This window comes from Streptomyces sp. KM273126 (assembly GCF_004337435.2).
In the GTDB taxonomy this organism is placed as follows: Bacteria; Actinomycetota; Actinomycetes; order Streptomycetales; family Streptomycetaceae; genus Streptomyces; species Streptomyces acidicola.
This window is the reverse complement of sequence record NZ_SJXB02000001.1, coordinates 6,035,095-6,051,124: the sequence shown is the minus strand read 5'-3', so window position 1 is coordinate 6,051,124 and position 16,030 is coordinate 6,035,095. Positions and strand designations below refer to the sequence as shown.

Genomic DNA, 16,030 nt, shown 5'->3' with positions numbered 1-16,030 from the left:
TCAAAGGAGTCGTATGTCCCTCCTGGCCCGGCCGGCGGTGGCCTCCTTCGCCGCCAGGATGATGCAGCGTGCCTTTTCGCTGGCCGGCCGGCGGGCCGACGGGCCCGGCTCCACGGCCTCCTGGCTCCAACGCCTCCCCGAGTTCCCACGCCACACCCGCGAGCTGACGATCCCGACCTCCGTCGCCCCGGCCCCGGCCGTGGTCCACATGCCGGGCTCCCCCGAGGGCGCGCCCCCACCCGTCCACGTCAACTTCCACGGCGGCGGGTACGTCATGCCGGGGGCCGAGATGGACGACGCACTGTGCCGCTGCCTCGCCGCGGAAGCGGGCGTGGCCGTGATCAACGTGGACTACGCCGTCGCCCCGCAGCATCCGTTCCCCGCCCCGCCCCGCCAGGCGTACGAGGTCGTCCGCTGGGTCGCCGAGCACGGCGCCGAGCAGGGCTGGGACGGCAGCCGGCTCACCGTCGGCGGCCAGAGCGCCGGAGGCGGCCTCGCGGCAGCGGTGGCCCGTCAGGCCTTCGAGGAGGGCGGACCCTCGATCGCGCTCCAGGTGCTGCACTATCCCCCGCTCGACCTCGCCACCGACGCCCGTGACAAACGCGCCGCCATCGCCAGGCCCATGCTGCGCCCGTGGATGGCGGACGTCTTCGACAGCGCGTACGTGCCGGATCGACGGCGGCGTCCCGATCGCCTGGTCTCCCCGGCGGGCGCCGCGGACACCGTCGACCTCACGGGTATCGCCCCGGCGTTCGTCATCACGGCGGAGTACGACCTCCTCCGCGCGGAGGGCGGGCGCTACGCCGAGCGGCTCGACCGGGCCGGGGCCCTGGTCGCGCACCACGACGTCCCCAGGGCCGACCACGGCTACGACCTCAAGGACGCCGAGGCCGCCCGTCAGGTCTACGCCCTGATCGCGGACCACGTGCGGCGGGCCACCGACGCGGACGGCTGAGGCGGCGGCGAGCCGGCGTTCTGGTGGTGCTCGCGTGCTTGTGCGGGCCCGTCTCGATGAACACACCGGTGTCCAGGGCGAGATCGGCGGCGCACAGGATGTCCTCTCGGGTGTCGGTGGCGAACGCGATGTGGTGCAGCCTGCCGTGTGAGCCGGTCCAGTCCTCGGTGTGGACGACGTCGTACGACTTGTTGCTGAACGTCAGCCACTTCGCGGCGATCCTGCCCGTGTCGAGCCCGATCTGCTCGGTCGGGCGGGCGCACAGCGGTCGGTGGTGACGTACAGCGGGCCGAGACCGGGCTCGTCCTCGGTCCAGTGGCCCTGGTGGCCCGCGGACTCCAGTTCCTCGACCCTGCGGTGCAGCGCCTCCTCGCTGGAAGCCCGGAACGCGGTGCGGCGGATGCCGGAGCTCCCGTGCGCGGTGAGGACCAGGCTGTGGTGCTCGTAGTCGTCCCAGGTCCGCAGACGGACCGAGTCGCCGTTCTGCCCGTTGACCGTGAGGCCGAGGTAGTCGGTGAAGAAGGCCAGACTGCGCTCCGGGTCCGGGGTGAGCTGTTCAGGAGCGCGCTGCCAGGACGCTGACCGCGTTCGCGGTGACGATCGCCGCGATGCTCGCCCACTCCGGGCCGCCCAGGCCCTGCCCGAGGACCACCCAGCCGACGGCGGCCGCGAGGACGGGGTTGACGCTCATGAAGAGACCGAAGGCACGGGCCGGTACGCGGCGCAGGGTGAACAGGTCCGCGAGATACGGCACGGCGGAGGAGAGGACACCGGCGGCGACGGCGTACACGACGGACCCGGCCGTGGGCGGGTGCTGGACCACGACGACGGCGCCGACCGGCAGGAACATCAGCGCGGAGACTCCGGCGGCGGCAGCCGGTCCCTGCGCCCCGGGGATCCTCCGGCCGACGGTGCGGTTGAGCAGGATGTACGACGCCCAGCAGACGGCGGCCAGCAGGCCGAGCCCCATCCCCAGGTAGTCGGTCGAGGGCTGGGGCCTCATCAGGGTGACCGCTCCCGCGCCCGCGACCACCGCGCAGCACGCGTCCAGTCGGCGCCGGGCCCCGGCGAGGGCGATGGTGAGCGGTCCCAGGAACTCCAGGGTCACCGCCAGGCCCAGGCCGACGCGGTCGATGGCGCTGTACAGGGACAGGTTCATCGTGCCGAACACCAGGGCCAGCAGCAGCACCGGACGCCACTGCCACCAGGTGAAGGCGCGCAGCCGGGGGCGGCCGACGGCCACCAGGACGACGGCGGCGACGTACTGGCGTACCGCGACCACGCCGACCGGGCCGAGCACGGGGAAGGCGAGGGCCCCCGTCGCGGCGCCGACCTGGTTGGACAGACCGCTGGCGACCATGGTCGCCACCCCGGCGAGTCGCTGCCGGTCGCGTTCCGGTTCCTGGGCCACGCCGGCGGTTGTGTGCGTGGGAGTCACCGGGCCTGCCGCTTCTGCATGCATGTCCCGAATCGTGGCCACCCTCACCGCTTGCGCAAAATGCATCCACCGCTCCATCCATACGCTGGAGTCATGGATGCTGAAGTGATGGATGTGGACCTGCGACAGCTGCGCTGTCTCGTCGCGATCGTCGAGGAGGGCACCTTCACGGACGCGGCCATCGCGCTCGGCGTCTCCCAGGCCGCCGTCTCCCGCACCCTGGCCTCGCTCGAACGGGCCCTCGGGGTACGGCTGCTGAGGCGGACCTCCCGCGAGGTGAACCCGACGGCGACCGGACTGCGCGTGCTGGCGCACGCCCGGCGGGTGCTCGGTGAGGTGGACGATCTGGTGCGGGAGGCCACGTCGGGCCACACCCGGCTGCGGATCGGGTACGCGTGGTCGGCCGTCGGCCGGCACACCCTGGCGTTCCAGCGCCGCTGGCGTGCCGCGCACCCGGAGACGGACCTCCAGCTCGTACGCGTCAACTCCGCGACGGCCGGGCTGGCGGAGGGGGCCTGCGACCTCGCCGTGGTCCGCAGGCCGCTGGACGGGCGCCGGTTCGACTCGGTCATCGTGGGGCTGGAGCGGCGGCTGTGCGCGATGGCCGCCGACGACCCGCTGGCCCGCCGCCGCGCCGTCCGGCTCGGCGATCTCGGCGGGCACACCCTGCTCGTCGACCGCAGGACCGGCACGACCACCGAGGAACTGTGGCCGCCCGACGCGCGCCCGGCGACCGAGGAGTCGCACGACGTCGACGACTGGCTCACCGTCATCTCCACCGGCCGCTGCTTCGGGGTCACCGCGGAGTCGACCGCCCACCAGTACCCCCGGCCCGGCGTCGTCTACCGGCCGGTGCGCGACGCCGAGCCGATCCCCGTGCTGCTCGGCTGGTGGCGGGACGACCCGCATCCCGCCACCCAGTCCGCGATCGAACTGCTCACGGACCTCTATCGCTCCGCGTGAGCCCCGGCCCGCGGGTTGCTCACCGTGTCAGGGCCTGTCGTCTGCCCCGCGACGCCTGACGTCCGGTCCGTCAACGGGGTCTTCCGCCCGGCACGCCGAGAGCACGCACCAGACGCCGCGGGGCCGCCCTTCGGGCGACGACGGGAATTTGACGACAGGCTGTAGCGGCTGAGCGCTCAGGTCGCCGTCGCGGTCTCGGTCCTGGTCAGCCGCAGCACCGTGCCCTCGCCGTTGGCCGAGAGCAGCAGCGCTCCGTCCGGTGTGGCGGCGAGGCCGGCGAAGCGGACGGCCACGCCGGGCATGCCGTCGGCGAACAGCGCGGGCTCGGTGCGGGGTACGACGCCCGGGGGCGGTCCGACCGGCAGGTCCTCCGCCTCGGTCCGGCTCTCCCCCGTGGTCAGGGAGATCGCCCGGAGGCTGCGGTGCCCGGTCTCCACCGTGAACAGTTCGTCGCCCAGGACCGCGAGGCCCTGCGGTGCGCCGAGGCCGTCGGCGACGACCGCGGTCGTGCCGTCCTCCTCAATCCTCAGCACCGCCCCGAGCCGGTCCTCACTCACATAACAGCGCCCCGCCCCGTCGAAGGCCACGTCCACGGGGTGGTCGAGCCCCTCGGCGAGCACGGTGACGGTGTCGCTGTCGTCGACGGCCACGACCCGGCCCGCGTCCGTCTCGGCGACGACGAGCGAACCGTCCGGTGCCACCGCGATGCCCAGGGGCCGCTGAAGCCCGGCCGCCCGTTCCCGTGTGGTCCCGCTCTCGGGGTCGTAGGTCTGGACGTTGCCGTACTGCGAGGTGAAGTGCAGCAGTTCGCCGTCGGCGGTGAGACCGTGGTGGAAGTGCAGCAGGTTGTGCGTGGTCACACCGCCCGGCCCGGTGCCGTCCGGGCCGTCGTCCGGCTCGCCCTCGTGGGTGACCGCGGGGGTCGCCAGCCGGTAGTGGTCGGCCGCGTAGACCGTGCCGCCGAGGTCGATCGTCACCCCGTAGGGGCCGTCGAGCCCGCGGGGCACGATCTCGCGTATCCGGCCGTCGGGGTGCATCTCGGTGACGCCGCCGCTGGAGTAGCTGGAGACGAACATCCGGTTCTCCGCGTCGAACGCCGCGTTGTCCAGCCCCACCACACCACTGGTGACGAGGGTGCGGGACCCGCTGCCGTGCAGGTCGATGCGGGTCACGATGCCTTCCACGCCGCGCGACAGCACATGCAGGACACCGCCCTGGTCGAAGCGGACCGCGACCGGCTGGTGCACGTCGTCCGCGACCAGTTCGGGTGCGCCGCCGTCCGGAGGTATCCGCCAGACCTGGCCGGTCAGCAACGGGTTCTGCCCGCTCATCATGTGCGGGTAGTACAGGTGGCCGTCCGGGCCGAGCTGCATCGCGTTGCCGAGGGCCAGTCCCTCGGTGAGGACCACCGGGTCGCCGCCGTCCGGGAACAGCTCCAGCAGCCGGCCGCCGGGCTTCATCTCGTTGACGAAGAGCCGGTCGCCGACGCACGTGATGCCGTTCGGGTTCGCCACCTCGCCGGAGACGAGCGTGTACTCACCGCGCGGGCTGCGCCGCCACACCCGGCCGGGCACCAGGTCGGAGATGTACATCGAACCGTCCGCCCCGAAGGCCAGGTCGTCCGGCGACTGGACCGGGCTGTCCATCGGTACGACCACCTCGACGTCCCCGGTGGCGGGCTCCACGGCGCTGATCTGTCCGGCGAGGAACTGGGCGACGTACAGCCGCCCGTCGGGGCCGAACGCGACACCGTTGGAACCCCAGAGCCGGTTGGGCGGGTTGAGCCGCATCGCCTCCCAATGGGTGCTGACCGGCCGGCTGCCGCCGGTCTCGTCGAACCGGCTGGGGTGCGCTGCCGTTGTCTCTGTCATCGTCTCGTGTCCCTGCCGCCTCACTCGGCATCGACCAGGACATCGCGCATGCCGCCCTCGGCACGCCAGCGCCGCAGCAGTTCGTGGAAGGCGACCGGGCCGTCACCGAACGACTCGCTGCGCTCCCTCGGCATGCCCTCGTTGTTGTAATAGCCGGGGGTGCACTCGGCCTGGAACTTGTGCAGGTCGGCGGCCTTCTCACGGATCGTGGCCACCCAGGCGTCCTCGGCCTCGGCGGTCGGCTCGACGTAGCGGACCCGGCGCTTGCGCGCCTCGGCGACGACCTCGGCGACGTGCGTGGCCTGCTCGTCGAGGATGTGCACGTAGTTCACGGCGGAGGCGTTCTGCAGCGGGCCGAGCTGGAACAGGTTGGGGAAGCCGTGGCTGAAGAACCCGTGCAGCGTCTTCGGGCCGCCGTTCATCCAGGAGTGCAGCAGGTTGACGCCGCCCCGGCCGTGCACCGGCAGCCGCCCGGACAGGATCCCGGAGACCCCGACCTCGAAGCCGGTCGCGAAGATGACGCAGTCGACCTCGTACTCCGCCCCGCCGACCACGACGGCGTTCTCGGTGATCTCCTCGACACCGTGGCTGTCGGTCGTGTCGACCAGGGTGACGTTCGGCCGGTTGAAGGTCTGCAGATAGGTGTCGCTGAACGTGGGCCGCTTGCACATGTAGCGGTACCAGGGCTTGAGGAGCTCGGCGGTCCCAGGGTCCTCGACCATCGCGTCCACGCGGTCGCGGATCTCGTTCATCTTCTGGAAGTCGGCGATCTCGTACAGCCGCTCCCGCTCCTCGGACGGGACGTCCGTGTACGCGTTGGTCGGGATCAGCTTCTCCTGCAGCCGGGCGCTGCTGGTCCACGAGTCGTCCACCAGGTCCTCGTCCACCCGGACACCGGTGACGACCTTGAGGAAGTTCTCCATCCGCCGTTTCTGCCAGCCCGGCTCCAGCGACTTCGCCCACTGAGGGTCCGTGGGGCGCTGGCCGCGTACGTCGACCGAGGACGGCGTGCGCTGGAACACGTACACCTGCTGCGCGTCGGCCCCGAGGTGCGGCACGACCTGGATGGCGGTGGCGCCGGTGCCGATGAGGGCGACGCGCTTGTCGGCGAGCCCCGTCAGGCCGCCGCCCGAGTCACCGCCGGTGTAGTCGTAGTCCCAGCGGCTGGTGTGGAACGTGTGCCCCTTGAAGTTCTCGATGCCGGGGATGCCGGGGAGTTTCGGCTGGCTGAGCGTGCCGCTGGAGATCACCACGTGGCGCGCCCGCATCACGTCGCCGCGGTCGGTGGTGACGGTCCACTCCAACTCGGTGTCGTCCCAGCGCAGTTCGGTCACCTGGGTCTGGAAGCAGGCGTCCCGGTAGAGGCCGAAGTGCCGGCCGATCGCCCTCGCGTGCTGCCGGATCTCCTCGCCGGGCGCGTACTTCCACTTCGGGACGTAGCCGACTTCTTCGAGCAGCGGCAGGTAGACGTACGACTCGATGTCGCAGTGGATGCCCGGATACCGGTTCCAGTACCAGGTGCCGCCGAAGTCCCCGGCCTGTTCGATGACCCGGATCGACTCGACTCCGGCCTGGCGCAGCCGCGCGCCGGCGAGGAGGCCGCCGAAGCCGCCCCCGATGACGATCACCTCGACGCGGTCGTGCAGCGGCTCCCGCTCGGCGAACTCGGTGTACGGGTCGTCGGCGTAGGAGACGAACTCGCCGCCGGTGGTGCGCTGGTACTGCCGGTTGCCGTCGGGGCGGATCCGGCGGTCGCGCTCGGCGCGGTACTTCGCGCGCAGGGCATCCGGGTCGAAGCCCAGTTCCTCGGGGGTGAGGGGGGTGTCGGCGGACGGAGTGCGGGGGGTGGACATGCTGTCCTCTTCTCTGTGTCCTGTGTCCTCGGCTGATCAGTGATCACGGGAATACGGCTGACCGGACGCCGGGCCAGGGCACCGGCGCGGCGTCCGGTCGGCGTGATGGTTCAGCGCCGCATGTGCCGGCGTACCCAGGCGGCCTGCCCGCCGTCGACGAGGAGATCGGTGCCGGTGACGAACCGCGCCTGCGGACCGGTGAGGTACGCGACGGCCTCGGCGATCTCCCCGGGTGTGCCGGTGCGGCCGGCGCCGCAGTCGTCGAGCATCCTGAGCATGTGTTCGCCGCTGGACGACTCGGCCTCGGCCTGCGACATCGCGGTGGAGATCACTCCGGGGCTGACGGTGTTGACCGTCGCCCCGCGCTGGTTCCAGGCGAGCGCGGCCGCTTCCACCCGTACGTGGTTGGCGCGCTTGGACACCATGTAGGCGGTGCCCGCGTCGTCTCCGACGACGGCGACGGCGTCGAGCCCGAGGAGGTCCTCGGGCGGAGCCGTGGCGAGCGCGGCCTCGTCCTCCCGGCTCAGCGAGGCGTAGTGGCCCGCCATGCTGGAGATCACCACGAGCGAGGTGCCGCGCGTGGCCACCTTCTCGAACGCGTCGATCACATGGACCGTGCCGAGGAGGTTGACCTCAAGGATCGTCCTCGCCGGCGCGGTTGCCGGGGAGACGCCCGCGGTGTGCACGACGGCGGAGAGGCGGCCCTCGCCGGCGACCTCCTCCGCGAGCTTCTCGACCGACGCGCGGTCGGACACGTCGGTCAGTACCCCGTGCACGGCGTAGCCCTCGGAGGTGAGCGCGGCCACGGCCAGGTCGAGCTGTGCGCGCGAGGCCTCGGCGAGGAACAGGGGCCGTCCGCTCCCCAGGCGTCGTGCGATGGCCGTGCCCATGCCTCCCGCGCCCGTGACCACGACCACGTCGCCGCGCTCGCCAGTGGGACGATCCGCCATGGCGGCCTCCTTGATGTCAGTGGTCATCGCCGGTGTCTCCTGCGGGTACGGCCTCACGCCAGGTCGCGCCGGTCGCGATGGCCTGGCGCCATGACCGGATCGCCTTGGGCGGCATACCGACGGCGAGGGTGCCGGTGAGCCGGTCGCCGGTGCGGTAGGCGGCCACGAACCGGCGCTCCTCCAAGTCCCCTTCCACGACGGCTACTTCGTCGTGGCCGCGCAGGTAGCCGTACGCCTGGATCTTCATGTCGTACTGGTCGGACCAGAAGTACGGCACCGGCGCGAACGGCTTACGGGCCTCGGGCCGCAGGAGGTTGCGGGCGGCGGCCATGCCCTGTTCGGCGGCGTTGGTGCGGTGCTCGATCCGCATGGGCACCCCGAACAGCGGGTTGTACCAGCGGGCGACGTCACCGGCGGCGTACACGTTCCGGGCGGCCTCGCAGTACTCGTCGCAGTTCAGCCCGTCGCCGATGGACAGGCCGCTGTCGGCGAGCCACTCGGTGTTGGGCAGCGAGCCGATGGCGACCAGCACCTCGTCGGCGTCGACGAGTTCACCGTCGGCGAGCCGTACCCCGTCCTCGGTCACCGCGGTCACGGTGACTCCGGTGCGCAGGTTCACCCCGTGGTCCAGATGGGCCCGCGACAGCACCTGCCCGACCTCGTCGCCGATCGCGTGGGCGAGCGGCACCGGCGCCGGTTCCAGCAGGGTCACCTCGGCGCCGAGCCGCGACGCCACGGCGGCGGCCTCCGCCCCGAGGAACCCGGCCCCGACGACGACCACCCGCGCTCCGGGCTCCAGCCGGTCCCGCAGGGCGACGGCGTCGTCGAGGGTGCGCAGCACATGGGCGCCTTCACCGGGCAGCCGGCGCGGGCGCACCCCGGTGGCGACCACGAGACCGTCGTACGGCACCGTCGAACCGTCCGCCAGACGCAACCTTCGGCCCGGCACGTCCAGCCCGGTCGCGGCGACGCCGAGACGCAGGTCGAGATCGAGGGCGTCGAGGTCGGCCGAGTGGCGCAGCGCCAGCCGCTCGGGGCTCCACTCACCGGCCAGGAGCTGCTTGGACAGCGGCGGGCGGTCGTACGGGGCGTGCGGTTCGTCGCCGACGAGGGTGAGCGTGCCGTCGTAGCCTTCGCGGCGCAGCGTCTCGACCGCCGCGAGTCCGGCGGCCGAGGCGCCCACGACGACGATGCGCCTCACTCCTCCACCAGCCGGATCGCCGCCGCCGGGCAGATGGCCACGGCCTCCCGGACACCGTCGAGGAGTTCCTCGCCGGGCCTCTCCTGAAGCAGGATCGCGACGCCGTCGTCGTCCCGCTGGTCGAACACCTCAGGGGATGCCATGACGCACTGCCCCGACGCCACGCATTTCGGCTCGTCCAGTTCCACACGCATGGTCTGCTCCTCGGTCGTCTGTGGGGGGTTGGTTTCGTTCCGGGGGTACGTCACCAGCGGACGGGAAGGCACTTGACGCCGTAGGTGGTACCCGTGTGGTTGAACGGCAGTTGTTCTATCGGAGCGGCCAGGCTCAGCGTGGGAACGCGCTTGTAGAGCGTGCCGTAGACGACCTGGAGCTCCAGGCGGGCCAGGTTCTGGCCGAGGCACTGGTGGGGTCCGTAGCCGAACGCGTTGTGCTGACGCGCGGGACGGCTCAGGTCCAGTCGCTCGCTCTCGGGGAACGCCTGGGGGTCCCAGTTGGCGGCGTGCAGGTCGAAGAGGATGCCGTCGCCCTCGCGGATGACCTGGTCGCCGATCTCGATGTCCTCCTTGGCGACCCGGCGCAGTCCCGAGTGGACGATGGACAGGTAGCGCAGCAGTTCCTCCACGGCGCCCGCGATGAACTTCGGGTCGTCGCTCTCGCGCAGCAGCGCCAGCTGGTCGGGGTGCTGCAGCAGGGCGAGGGTGCCGAGACTGATCATCGTGGCGGTGGTCTCGTGACCGGCGATCAGCATGGCGACGCCCATGTTGACGGCCTCCTGCTGGGCCATCTCGCCGGCCTTGACCCGGCCGGCCATCTCGGACAGCACGTCGTCGCCCGGGTTCTGGAGCTTCTCCCGGAACAGGGTGTCCATGTACTGGCCCAGCGCCCGGCTCGCGGCCGACGCCTCCTCCGCGGTGAGGGAGCTGTCGAGGGCGCGGTTGCTGTTCTCCTGGAAGAACCCGTGGTCCTTGTACGGCACGCCGAGCAGGTCGGCGATGACCAGGGAGGGCAGGGGCAGCGCCAACGCCGTGAGCAGGTCGGCGGGGTTGGGCCCGGCGAGCATGGTGTCGATCAGGTCGTCGACGGTCTTCTGGATGGCGGGCCGCATGGCCTCGATCCGCTTGACTAGGAACGGGGCGTTGACCGACCGGCGCAGCCGGGTGTGTTCCGGGGCGTCGGTGTTGGTGATGAGCTTCGGCGTGTGCGGCGCGATCGCGGCCCGGTGGGCGTTGACGTGGGGGAAGTCGGGTTCGTGGTCGTCGTTGCTGACGCGGGGGTCGGTGAGCAGGGCCCGCTGGTCGGCGTGACGGGTGATCAGCCAGGGCGTACTGCCGTTCCAGATGCGGACCTTGGCGATGGGTTGTTCGTCCCGCAGGGGTTCCAGGGCCGGGGGCGGGGCGAGCGGGCAGCGCAAGTCCCGGGGCATCGGATACTCGGGAACCGCCGGGGCCGCGTCGGGCGTGGCGCCGGCCAGGGTGTCGGCCATGTCTCTCCTCGGTGGTGGGGGCTCCGCTCCAAGCGGAGCGCCGGGTGAAGTCGAGGCCTCGATGAGCACATGCAAACAGAGTTGTCTGACGCCCCCCGGACCGTTTCCTGACAGAAAGCTGACGTGACCCGGATCACGTCCGGCCGCCTCGCCGCCGCACCAGCAGAACGGGACGGAAGTACCCAACCAGCGATCCTGACAGGGCAGTTCATACGGCACCACCGCACACCCGAGCAGGCACCGAGGACCGTACGAAGGACCGCCACGAGACCACCCCCGCCACCCGCCCCAGGACACCGAAGGGCGTACCGCAGACCACCCCGGCACTGACGCGTTTGCTTCTTGATTAACTTCACACAAGGCTCACTTCACGCCTTGCCTCCCGGGCGGCCAAGCCAGTAGCCGAAACCACGGCGAGTGTGGATCAGCGCCGGCCCGTCCTGGTTCACCTTGCGCCGCAGCCGGGAGACGAGCTGCTCGATCGCGTTGTCCCCGCGGTACTCGCCCCAGACGTACCGGGCGATCTGCTCCTTCGACAGCACCTTGTGGGCGTTGCCCAGCAGATGGCGCAACAGCCGGAACTCCGCGGGCGTGAGGTCCAGCACCCGCTGTCCGCGCCGTGCCTGACAGGTGACGTCGTCCAGCACCAGATCGCCGTACTCCAGCACGCCCTCCCGCCGTGAGAGCACCCTGCCGCGCAGTAACACCTGGACGCGCGCCAGGACTTCGGCGATCCGGAGGGGTTTGGTGACGTAGTCCAGCTCCCCCAGCCCGAGTTCCGGAAGGATCCTGCCCAGTTCGTCGTAGGCGGTCAGGAGGAGCACCGGCGGGCGGTGGGCGACCACGGGGCGGCGCCCTCCGTCGAACCCCTCCAGGTCCGGCAACGTCGTGTCGACGATCACGAGGTCGACCGATTCCTCGGCGAGCTGTGCCACCACCTCACCGACCGTCGTCGTCGTGCCGGGCCGATAGCCCGCCAGTTCCAGCGTCGTCGAGAGCAGTTCGGACGTACCCGGATCGTCGGCGAGGATCAGAACGTGCTGACCCTCTCCACGAGCGACCGAGGGTTTCTCACTGCTGCTGCCGTACATGGAAAGACCATTCATCCAGGGCTCGTGCCACACACCGGGACGGCGGCGGCCGGCACACACGGGCGTCACTGAAGGGCCCCATGGGGGCGCGAGAGGGCGGAAGAGCGAGGGACGCGGCGGCGGTCTCGGAGAGGACGCGGCACGCACCGCGCCGGAGCGGGGACCCTGACCCCGAAAGCCCGGACCACGACGGCCGTACCAGCCGTCACCGCCCCTCAGAAGCGGCGGCACAGCACCGCGCGCGTCCGGACGCCAACGGGCAACGGTCAGCCGCTCACATGGTGCGGCACCCCGGCCGTCAGGCGCGAGGCGTACCCAGGGCCGGCGCTTCACCCGCGGTCGATTCGACGTGGTCCAGGAAGTCGTCGACCAGGCGGTGGACGAGGGCCGCGAGGTCCCGGAGCTCTTCGGGCGACCAGTCGGCCAGCGACATCTGCATGCCACGCCTGCACACCTCCTGTATGCGGTCGACGGCGTACCGCCCCCTCGGAGTGAGCTCGATGCGCCGGGCACGGCGGTCGTCGCGGTCGGCGACGCGCGTGACGTAGCCGGCTTTCTGGAGCTGCTGCACCTGCCGGGTGACATGGGACGCCTCGACCACCAGCCGGTCGGCCAACTCCCCCGGCCGCAGCGGCTCGGAGTCGGCGATCTGCCGCAGCACCGTCACGGCGGCCCGGTCCAGCGACACCCCGGCCGAGGCCATGAGGCGCTCGTGCTGGCGGACCCGGCTGGTCAGATAGGCGGCGCGGGTCAGGGCGCGCTCGATCTCGACCACTTCCGGTACGGGGGCATCTGCCAGCGGTGGTGTGGGCATGGACCTCACCCTACTAACATTTGCCTAAGTCAAGCAACCTGCTTGCGATTGCTTGACTCAAGTAACTCTCATATGCTTGCCTGACGCAATTAAGAAGCCGGTCGGTCGGCACCGGCACGCGGCGCGGTGCGGCCCCGTCCGCCCGTACCCCGAAATGACCCGTACACCGAAATGAGGAGACAGCATGAACACCACCGGGCTTCAGGACCGCAGTGTCGTCGTCACCGGCGCCGGAGGCGGCATCGGCCGGGCCGCGGCTCTGAGGTTCGCCGAGGAGGGCGCGAAGGTCCTCGTCGCGGACCTGAACCCGGAGGGCGCCCAGGAGACCGTCAAGTCGATCGAGAGCGCCGGGGGCACCGCTCTCGCCGTCATAGGCGACCTGAGCGACCAGACGGTGGTGGACACGGTCGTCGAGCGGGCCGTCGAGGCCTTCGGCGGGCTGGACGTCCTGGTGAACAACGCCGGGGTCATGGACCGCATGTCCGCCCTCGCGGACGTCGACGACGCCGAGTGGGAGCGCGTCCTCAGGGTCAACCTGACCGCCCCCTTCCTGCTGACCCGGGCCGCCCTGCCGCACATGCTGGCCGCGGAGCGCGGCTGCATCGTCTTCACCGCCTCCGAGGCGGGTCTGCGGGGCAGCGCCGCCGGTGCCGCGTACACCGCCTCCAAGCACGGTGTGATCGGCCTGGTGAAGAACCTCGCCGTCATGTACCGCAAGCAGGGCATCCGCGCCAACGCCATCGCCCCCGGCCCCACCATGACCGGCATCCAGGTCGACGCCGACAACGAGGCCCACGGGCCCGCGGTCGTGGGGCAGTTCATCGGCGCCAACATCGGCAGGCTCGGCAGCGCCGAGGAGCAGGCCGCCGCGATCGTCTTTCTCGCCTCCGACGCCGCCGCGTTCATCAACGGCGCGGTCCTGCCCGTCGACGACGGCTGGGCCGCCGTCTGACGCGCTCCCCTGCCCCGGACACTCCGTCGATGCCGCCGTCGGCTGCGCGGCCACGGCAGTGAGGGTCCCGCCGCCGGCCCAGGCCCGCGGCGGGACCCTCCTCATGGAGCGGTCACCAGGCCACCGGCAGTTCGTAGACGCCGTAGACCGCACCGTCGTGCTTGTAGGGCAGCTTCTCCGCCTCTGTGGCCAGCCGCAGCGTGGGGACGCGCCGGTAGAGGGTGCTGTAGACGACCTGGAGCTCCAGCCGGGCCAGCGGCTGGCCGAGGCACTGGTGCACCCCGAAGCCGAAGGCCACGTGACGGCGGGCGTCGCGTCCCAGGTCGAGGTGGTCCGGGTCGGTGAAGACCTCGGGGTCCCGGTTGGCGATCTCGTTGGGGAAGACGATCCCTTCGCCCGCGCGGATCACCTCCCCGGCCACCTCGATGTCCTCCAGCGCGACCCGGCGCCGCCCGCTGTGCGTGACGTTGAGGTAGCGCAGCAGTTCCTCCACGGCCGCGGCGATCGCCTTCGGATCGTCCGCGTCGCGCAGTTGCGCGAGCTGGTCGGGGTGTTCCAGCAGGGCGACCGTGCCGAGGGCGATCATGTTGGCCGTGGTCTCGTGTCCGGCGAGGAGCAGGAGCACGCCCATCTGGGCCGCCTCGTTGCGGGACAGTTCACCGTCCTTGACCCGGGTCACCAGGCTGGACAGCAGATCGTCGGCGGGGTGGGCCAGCTTCTCGCCCATCAGGTCGTCGAGGTAGGTGAGGAGTGCGCCGTGGGCGGCCGTTCGCTCTTCGACGGACAGGCTCTGTTTGACCAGGGCGCTGCTGTTGCGCTGGAAGAAGTCGTGGTCGTCGTACGGCACTCCGAGCAGTTCGCAGATGACCAGTGAGGGCACGGGCAGCGCGAACGCCTGGACCAGGTCGACCGGGTTGGGGCCGGCCAGCATGTCGTCGATCAGATCGTCCACGATCTTCTGCACGGCCGGGCGCATCGCCTGCACCCGCTTGACGGCGAACGACCCCGTCACCATCCGGCGGAGCCGGGCGTGTTCGGGATCGTCCATGAGGATGAAGCTGATGTTGTTCCGGCCGTTGCTGGGGGCCGACCTCGGGTAGCCGGGCCGCATGGCGTCGGCGCTGACCCGGGGGTCGCCCAGCAGGGCGCGCTGATCGGCGTGCCGGGTGACGAACCAGGGCGTGCTGCCGTCCCAGATGCGGACCCTGGAGAGCGGCTCCTCCTGCTGTTGGGCCTGGAGCCGGGGCGGCGGATCGAACGGGCAGCCCGCCGCCCGGTCCATCGGAAACGACAGGATCCCGGAGTCGGCCGAGCGGTCTTCCGCCGGGTTCGACGTGATGGTCATCGGTTCACCCATTCCTTGGAGCCCCTGCGGGCTCGTGACGTGTGGTGGGGGGCATGGGATACGGAGGGGTCGAAGAGCGTCGAGAGGGGTCGGAGCATGCGCCCGGGACGGCTCAGATGTCCTCGTGCACGGCGATCGCACTGGCTGGGCACATGTCGGAGGCCTCACGGAGCGCCGCCCGCAGGTGCTCCGGGGGTTCCTCTTCGAGGAGGACGACGATGCCGTCCTCCTCCTGCTGATCGAACACTTCGGGTACGAGCAGCACGCAATTGCCGGCACCGCAGCATTTGTTCTGGTCGGCGGTTACTTTCATGGTCGCTTCTCCCTGTCCGCGGGATTCCGCGGGCTTTCTTCGGGGCCGCAACGGGTCGAGTCGCGTGTGAGGAAGTGTGAGGAAATCGGTTCAGGGATGGGGCCGGGTCCGGTCGGGACTCCGGGACCGCGGAGCCCCGGACGTCGTCACGGGCGGTGCGTCACCGGGGCCAGCCACAGTCCCAGGATGGCGTCGACGAGGCCGGTGGCGGTGTCCTGCCAGCTGGCCCGGGGCGTGGGGGTGCCCTCGGCGAGGGCCCGTTCGCGTTCGGCGCACATGTGCACTATGAGCTGGCGGGCCGTGGCGCCGCGCTCGGCGTGAACCTCGGGAGGCAGGTCGGGGAGCCGCCGGTTCACCTCGTCGACGATCTGCCGCAGGGACGCGGAGGCGAGGGACTCCTCGACGAGGATCCGGTGGAGCGCCGGGTCGGTCATCACCTGGGCGCAGAACCGCGCGTACCACGTGGGGCTGCCGAGGGCCGCCAGGTGCTCGGGGATCGGCCGCACCAGACAGTCCACCCAGTCCCGTACGTCGCTGGAGTCGCGGGTCGCGGTCAGCAGCCGCGCGCGGATCTCCTGGATCTGCTCGGCATGTCTTCGGGCGACGGCGCGGACCAGGTCGGCCTTGGTGCCGAAGTGGTAGCCGACCGCGGCGTTGTTGCCCTGGCCGGCGGCCTCGCTGACCTGACGGTTCGACACGGCGTACACACCGTGCTCGGCGAACAGCCGCTCCGCCGCGGTGAGGATGAGCTCCCGCGTGACACCGGCCCGCTCCGCCCGTACCGTCCTGTCCGCCATG

Annotated in this window: 15 protein-coding genes and 1 pseudogene; 3 read left to right on the top strand and 13 right to left on the bottom strand. The window is 71.3% G+C overall.

Annotated elements, in window-relative coordinates; all coding sequences use genetic code 11:
* Positions 1 to 13 precede the first annotated feature (13 nt).
* Positions 14 to 955, top strand: a complete 942-nt coding sequence (locus E0500_RS25830) for an alpha/beta hydrolase fold domain-containing protein (RefSeq protein ID WP_131560361.1) — start codon at positions 14 to 16, stop codon at positions 953 to 955.
* Positions 956 to 986: 31 nt separating this feature from the next.
* Here E0500_RS25830 and E0500_RS44190 read toward each other — a convergent pair.
* A pseudogene (locus E0500_RS44190) lies at positions 987 to 1,504 on the bottom strand (VOC family protein); the annotation flags it as partial.
* A 7-nt stretch (positions 1,505 to 1,511) separates the two neighbouring features.
* Positions 1,512 to 2,315 carry a DMT family transporter gene (locus E0500_RS25820; RefSeq protein WP_258573493.1) on the bottom strand — a complete coding sequence of 268 codons (804 nt, stop codon included), beginning with the start codon at positions 2,313 to 2,315 and terminating at the stop codon, positions 1,512 to 1,514.
* Between the two features lie 186 nt (positions 2,316 to 2,501).
* Between E0500_RS25820 and E0500_RS25815 the strand changes: the two genes are divergently transcribed.
* Positions 2,502 to 3,356, top strand: a complete 855-nt coding sequence (locus E0500_RS25815; protein ID WP_131560409.1) for a LysR family transcriptional regulator — start codon at positions 2,502 to 2,504, stop codon at positions 3,354 to 3,356.
* Between the two features lie 176 nt (positions 3,357 to 3,532).
* On the opposite strand, the gene E0500_RS25810 is transcribed toward E0500_RS25815, so the two are convergent.
* From E0500_RS25810 to E0500_RS25775, 8 genes are all read right to left on the bottom strand, one after another.
* Positions 3,533 to 5,227 carry a hypothetical protein gene (locus E0500_RS25810; protein ID WP_131560358.1) on the bottom strand — a complete coding sequence of 565 codons (1,695 nt, stop codon included), beginning with the start codon at positions 5,225 to 5,227 and terminating at the stop codon, positions 3,533 to 3,535.
* A 20-nt stretch (positions 5,228 to 5,247) separates the two neighbouring features.
* Entirely contained in the window at positions 5,248 to 7,080 is a 1,833-nt protein-coding gene (locus E0500_RS25805; protein ID WP_131560356.1) for an NAD(P)/FAD-dependent oxidoreductase, read from the bottom strand.
* Positions 7,081 to 7,190: 110 nt separating this feature from the next.
* Positions 7,191 to 8,057, bottom strand: coding sequence for an SDR family oxidoreductase (locus tag E0500_RS25800; protein WP_258572931.1), 867 nt, complete (start codon positions 8,055 to 8,057; stop codon positions 7,191 to 7,193).
* Positions 8,047 to 9,231 (bottom strand): FAD-dependent oxidoreductase, encoded by a 1,185-nt coding sequence (locus tag E0500_RS25795; RefSeq protein ID WP_131560354.1) that lies wholly within the window; start codon positions 9,229 to 9,231, stop codon positions 8,047 to 8,049. The genes E0500_RS25800 and E0500_RS25795 overlap by 11 nt, the downstream gene beginning before the upstream one ends.
* Positions 9,228 to 9,425, bottom strand: a complete 198-nt coding sequence (locus E0500_RS25790; protein WP_131560352.1) for a ferredoxin — start codon at positions 9,423 to 9,425, stop codon at positions 9,228 to 9,230. The genes E0500_RS25795 and E0500_RS25790 overlap by 4 nt, the downstream gene beginning before the upstream one ends.
* Before the next feature lie 50 nt (positions 9,426 to 9,475).
* Positions 9,476 to 10,717, bottom strand: coding sequence for a cytochrome P450 (locus E0500_RS25785; protein ID WP_131560350.1), 1,242 nt, complete (start codon positions 10,715 to 10,717; stop codon positions 9,476 to 9,478).
* A gap of 368 nt (positions 10,718 to 11,085) precedes the next feature.
* Positions 11,086 to 11,808: a response regulator transcription factor gene (locus tag E0500_RS25780; protein WP_131560348.1), complete on the bottom strand. Its 723-nt coding sequence runs from the start codon at positions 11,806 to 11,808 to the stop codon at positions 11,086 to 11,088.
* A gap of 298 nt (positions 11,809 to 12,106) precedes the next feature.
* The gene (locus E0500_RS25775; protein WP_131560346.1) at positions 12,107 to 12,622 is read right to left on the bottom strand and encodes a MarR family winged helix-turn-helix transcriptional regulator; all 516 of its coding nucleotides are present in this window, start codon (positions 12,620 to 12,622) and stop codon (positions 12,107 to 12,109) included.
* A 184-nt stretch (positions 12,623 to 12,806) separates the two neighbouring features.
* Here E0500_RS25775 and E0500_RS25770 point away from each other — a divergent pair, with 184 nt between their 5' ends.
* The gene (locus E0500_RS25770) at positions 12,807 to 13,574 is read left to right on the top strand and encodes an SDR family NAD(P)-dependent oxidoreductase (RefSeq protein WP_131560344.1); all 768 of its coding nucleotides are present in this window, start codon (positions 12,807 to 12,809) and stop codon (positions 13,572 to 13,574) included.
* Positions 13,575 to 13,686: 112 nt separating this feature from the next.
* Here E0500_RS25770 and E0500_RS25765 read toward each other — a convergent pair whose 3' ends face one another.
* The 3 genes from E0500_RS25765 to E0500_RS25755 form a co-directional block, all read right to left on the bottom strand.
* Positions 13,687 to 14,919 carry a cytochrome P450 gene (locus E0500_RS25765; protein ID WP_131560343.1) on the bottom strand — a complete coding sequence of 411 codons (1,233 nt, stop codon included), beginning with the start codon at positions 14,917 to 14,919 and terminating at the stop codon, positions 13,687 to 13,689.
* A gap of 112 nt (positions 14,920 to 15,031) precedes the next feature.
* Positions 15,032 to 15,232, bottom strand: a complete 201-nt coding sequence (locus E0500_RS25760) for a ferredoxin (protein WP_131560341.1) — start codon at positions 15,230 to 15,232, stop codon at positions 15,032 to 15,034.
* Between the two features lie 146 nt (positions 15,233 to 15,378).
* Positions 15,379 to 16,029 carry a TetR/AcrR family transcriptional regulator gene (locus E0500_RS25755; protein WP_131560339.1) on the bottom strand — a complete coding sequence of 217 codons (651 nt, stop codon included), beginning with the start codon at positions 16,027 to 16,029 and terminating at the stop codon, positions 15,379 to 15,381.
* Position 16,030 lies beyond the last annotated feature (1 nt).

Coding starts and splice junctions, on each gene's coding strand:
- E0500_RS25830 (WP_131560361.1), top strand. CDS start 14: ATGTCCCTCCTGGCCCGGCCGGCGGTGGCCTCCTTCGCCGCCAGGATG.
- E0500_RS25820 (WP_258573493.1), bottom strand. CDS start 2,315: ATGGTCGCCAGCGGTCTGTCCAACCAGGTCGGCGCCGCGACGGGGGCC.
- E0500_RS25815 (WP_131560409.1), top strand. CDS start 2,502: ATGGATGTGGACCTGCGACAGCTGCGCTGTCTCGTCGCGATCGTCGAG.
- E0500_RS25810 (WP_131560358.1), bottom strand. CDS start 5,227: ATGACAGAGACAACGGCAGCGCACCCCAGCCGGTTCGACGAGACCGGC.
- E0500_RS25805 (WP_131560356.1), bottom strand. CDS start 7,080: ATGTCCACCCCCCGCACTCCGTCCGCCGACACCCCCCTCACCCCCGAG.
- E0500_RS25800 (WP_258572931.1), bottom strand. CDS start 8,057: ATGACCACTGACATCAAGGAGGCCGCCATGGCGGATCGTCCCACTGGC.
- E0500_RS25790 (WP_131560352.1), bottom strand. CDS start 9,425: ATGCGTGTGGAACTGGACGAGCCGAAATGCGTGGCGTCGGGGCAGTGC.
- E0500_RS25785 (WP_131560350.1), bottom strand. CDS start 10,717: ATGGCCGACACCCTGGCCGGCGCCACGCCCGACGCGGCCCCGGCGGTT.
- E0500_RS25780 (WP_131560348.1), bottom strand. CDS start 11,808: ATGTACGGCAGCAGCAGTGAGAAACCCTCGGTCGCTCGTGGAGAGGGT.
- E0500_RS25775 (WP_131560346.1), bottom strand. CDS start 12,622: ATGCCCACACCACCGCTGGCAGATGCCCCCGTACCGGAAGTGGTCGAG.
- E0500_RS25770 (WP_131560344.1), top strand. CDS start 12,807: ATGAACACCACCGGGCTTCAGGACCGCAGTGTCGTCGTCACCGGCGCC.
- E0500_RS25765 (WP_131560343.1), bottom strand. CDS start 14,919: ATGACCATCACGTCGAACCCGGCGGAAGACCGCTCGGCCGACTCCGGG.
- E0500_RS25760 (WP_131560341.1), bottom strand. CDS start 15,232: ATGAAAGTAACCGCCGACCAGAACAAATGCTGCGGTGCCGGCAATTGC.
- E0500_RS25755 (WP_131560339.1), bottom strand. CDS start 16,029: ATGGCGGACAGGACGGTACGGGCGGAGCGGGCCGGTGTCACGCGGGAG.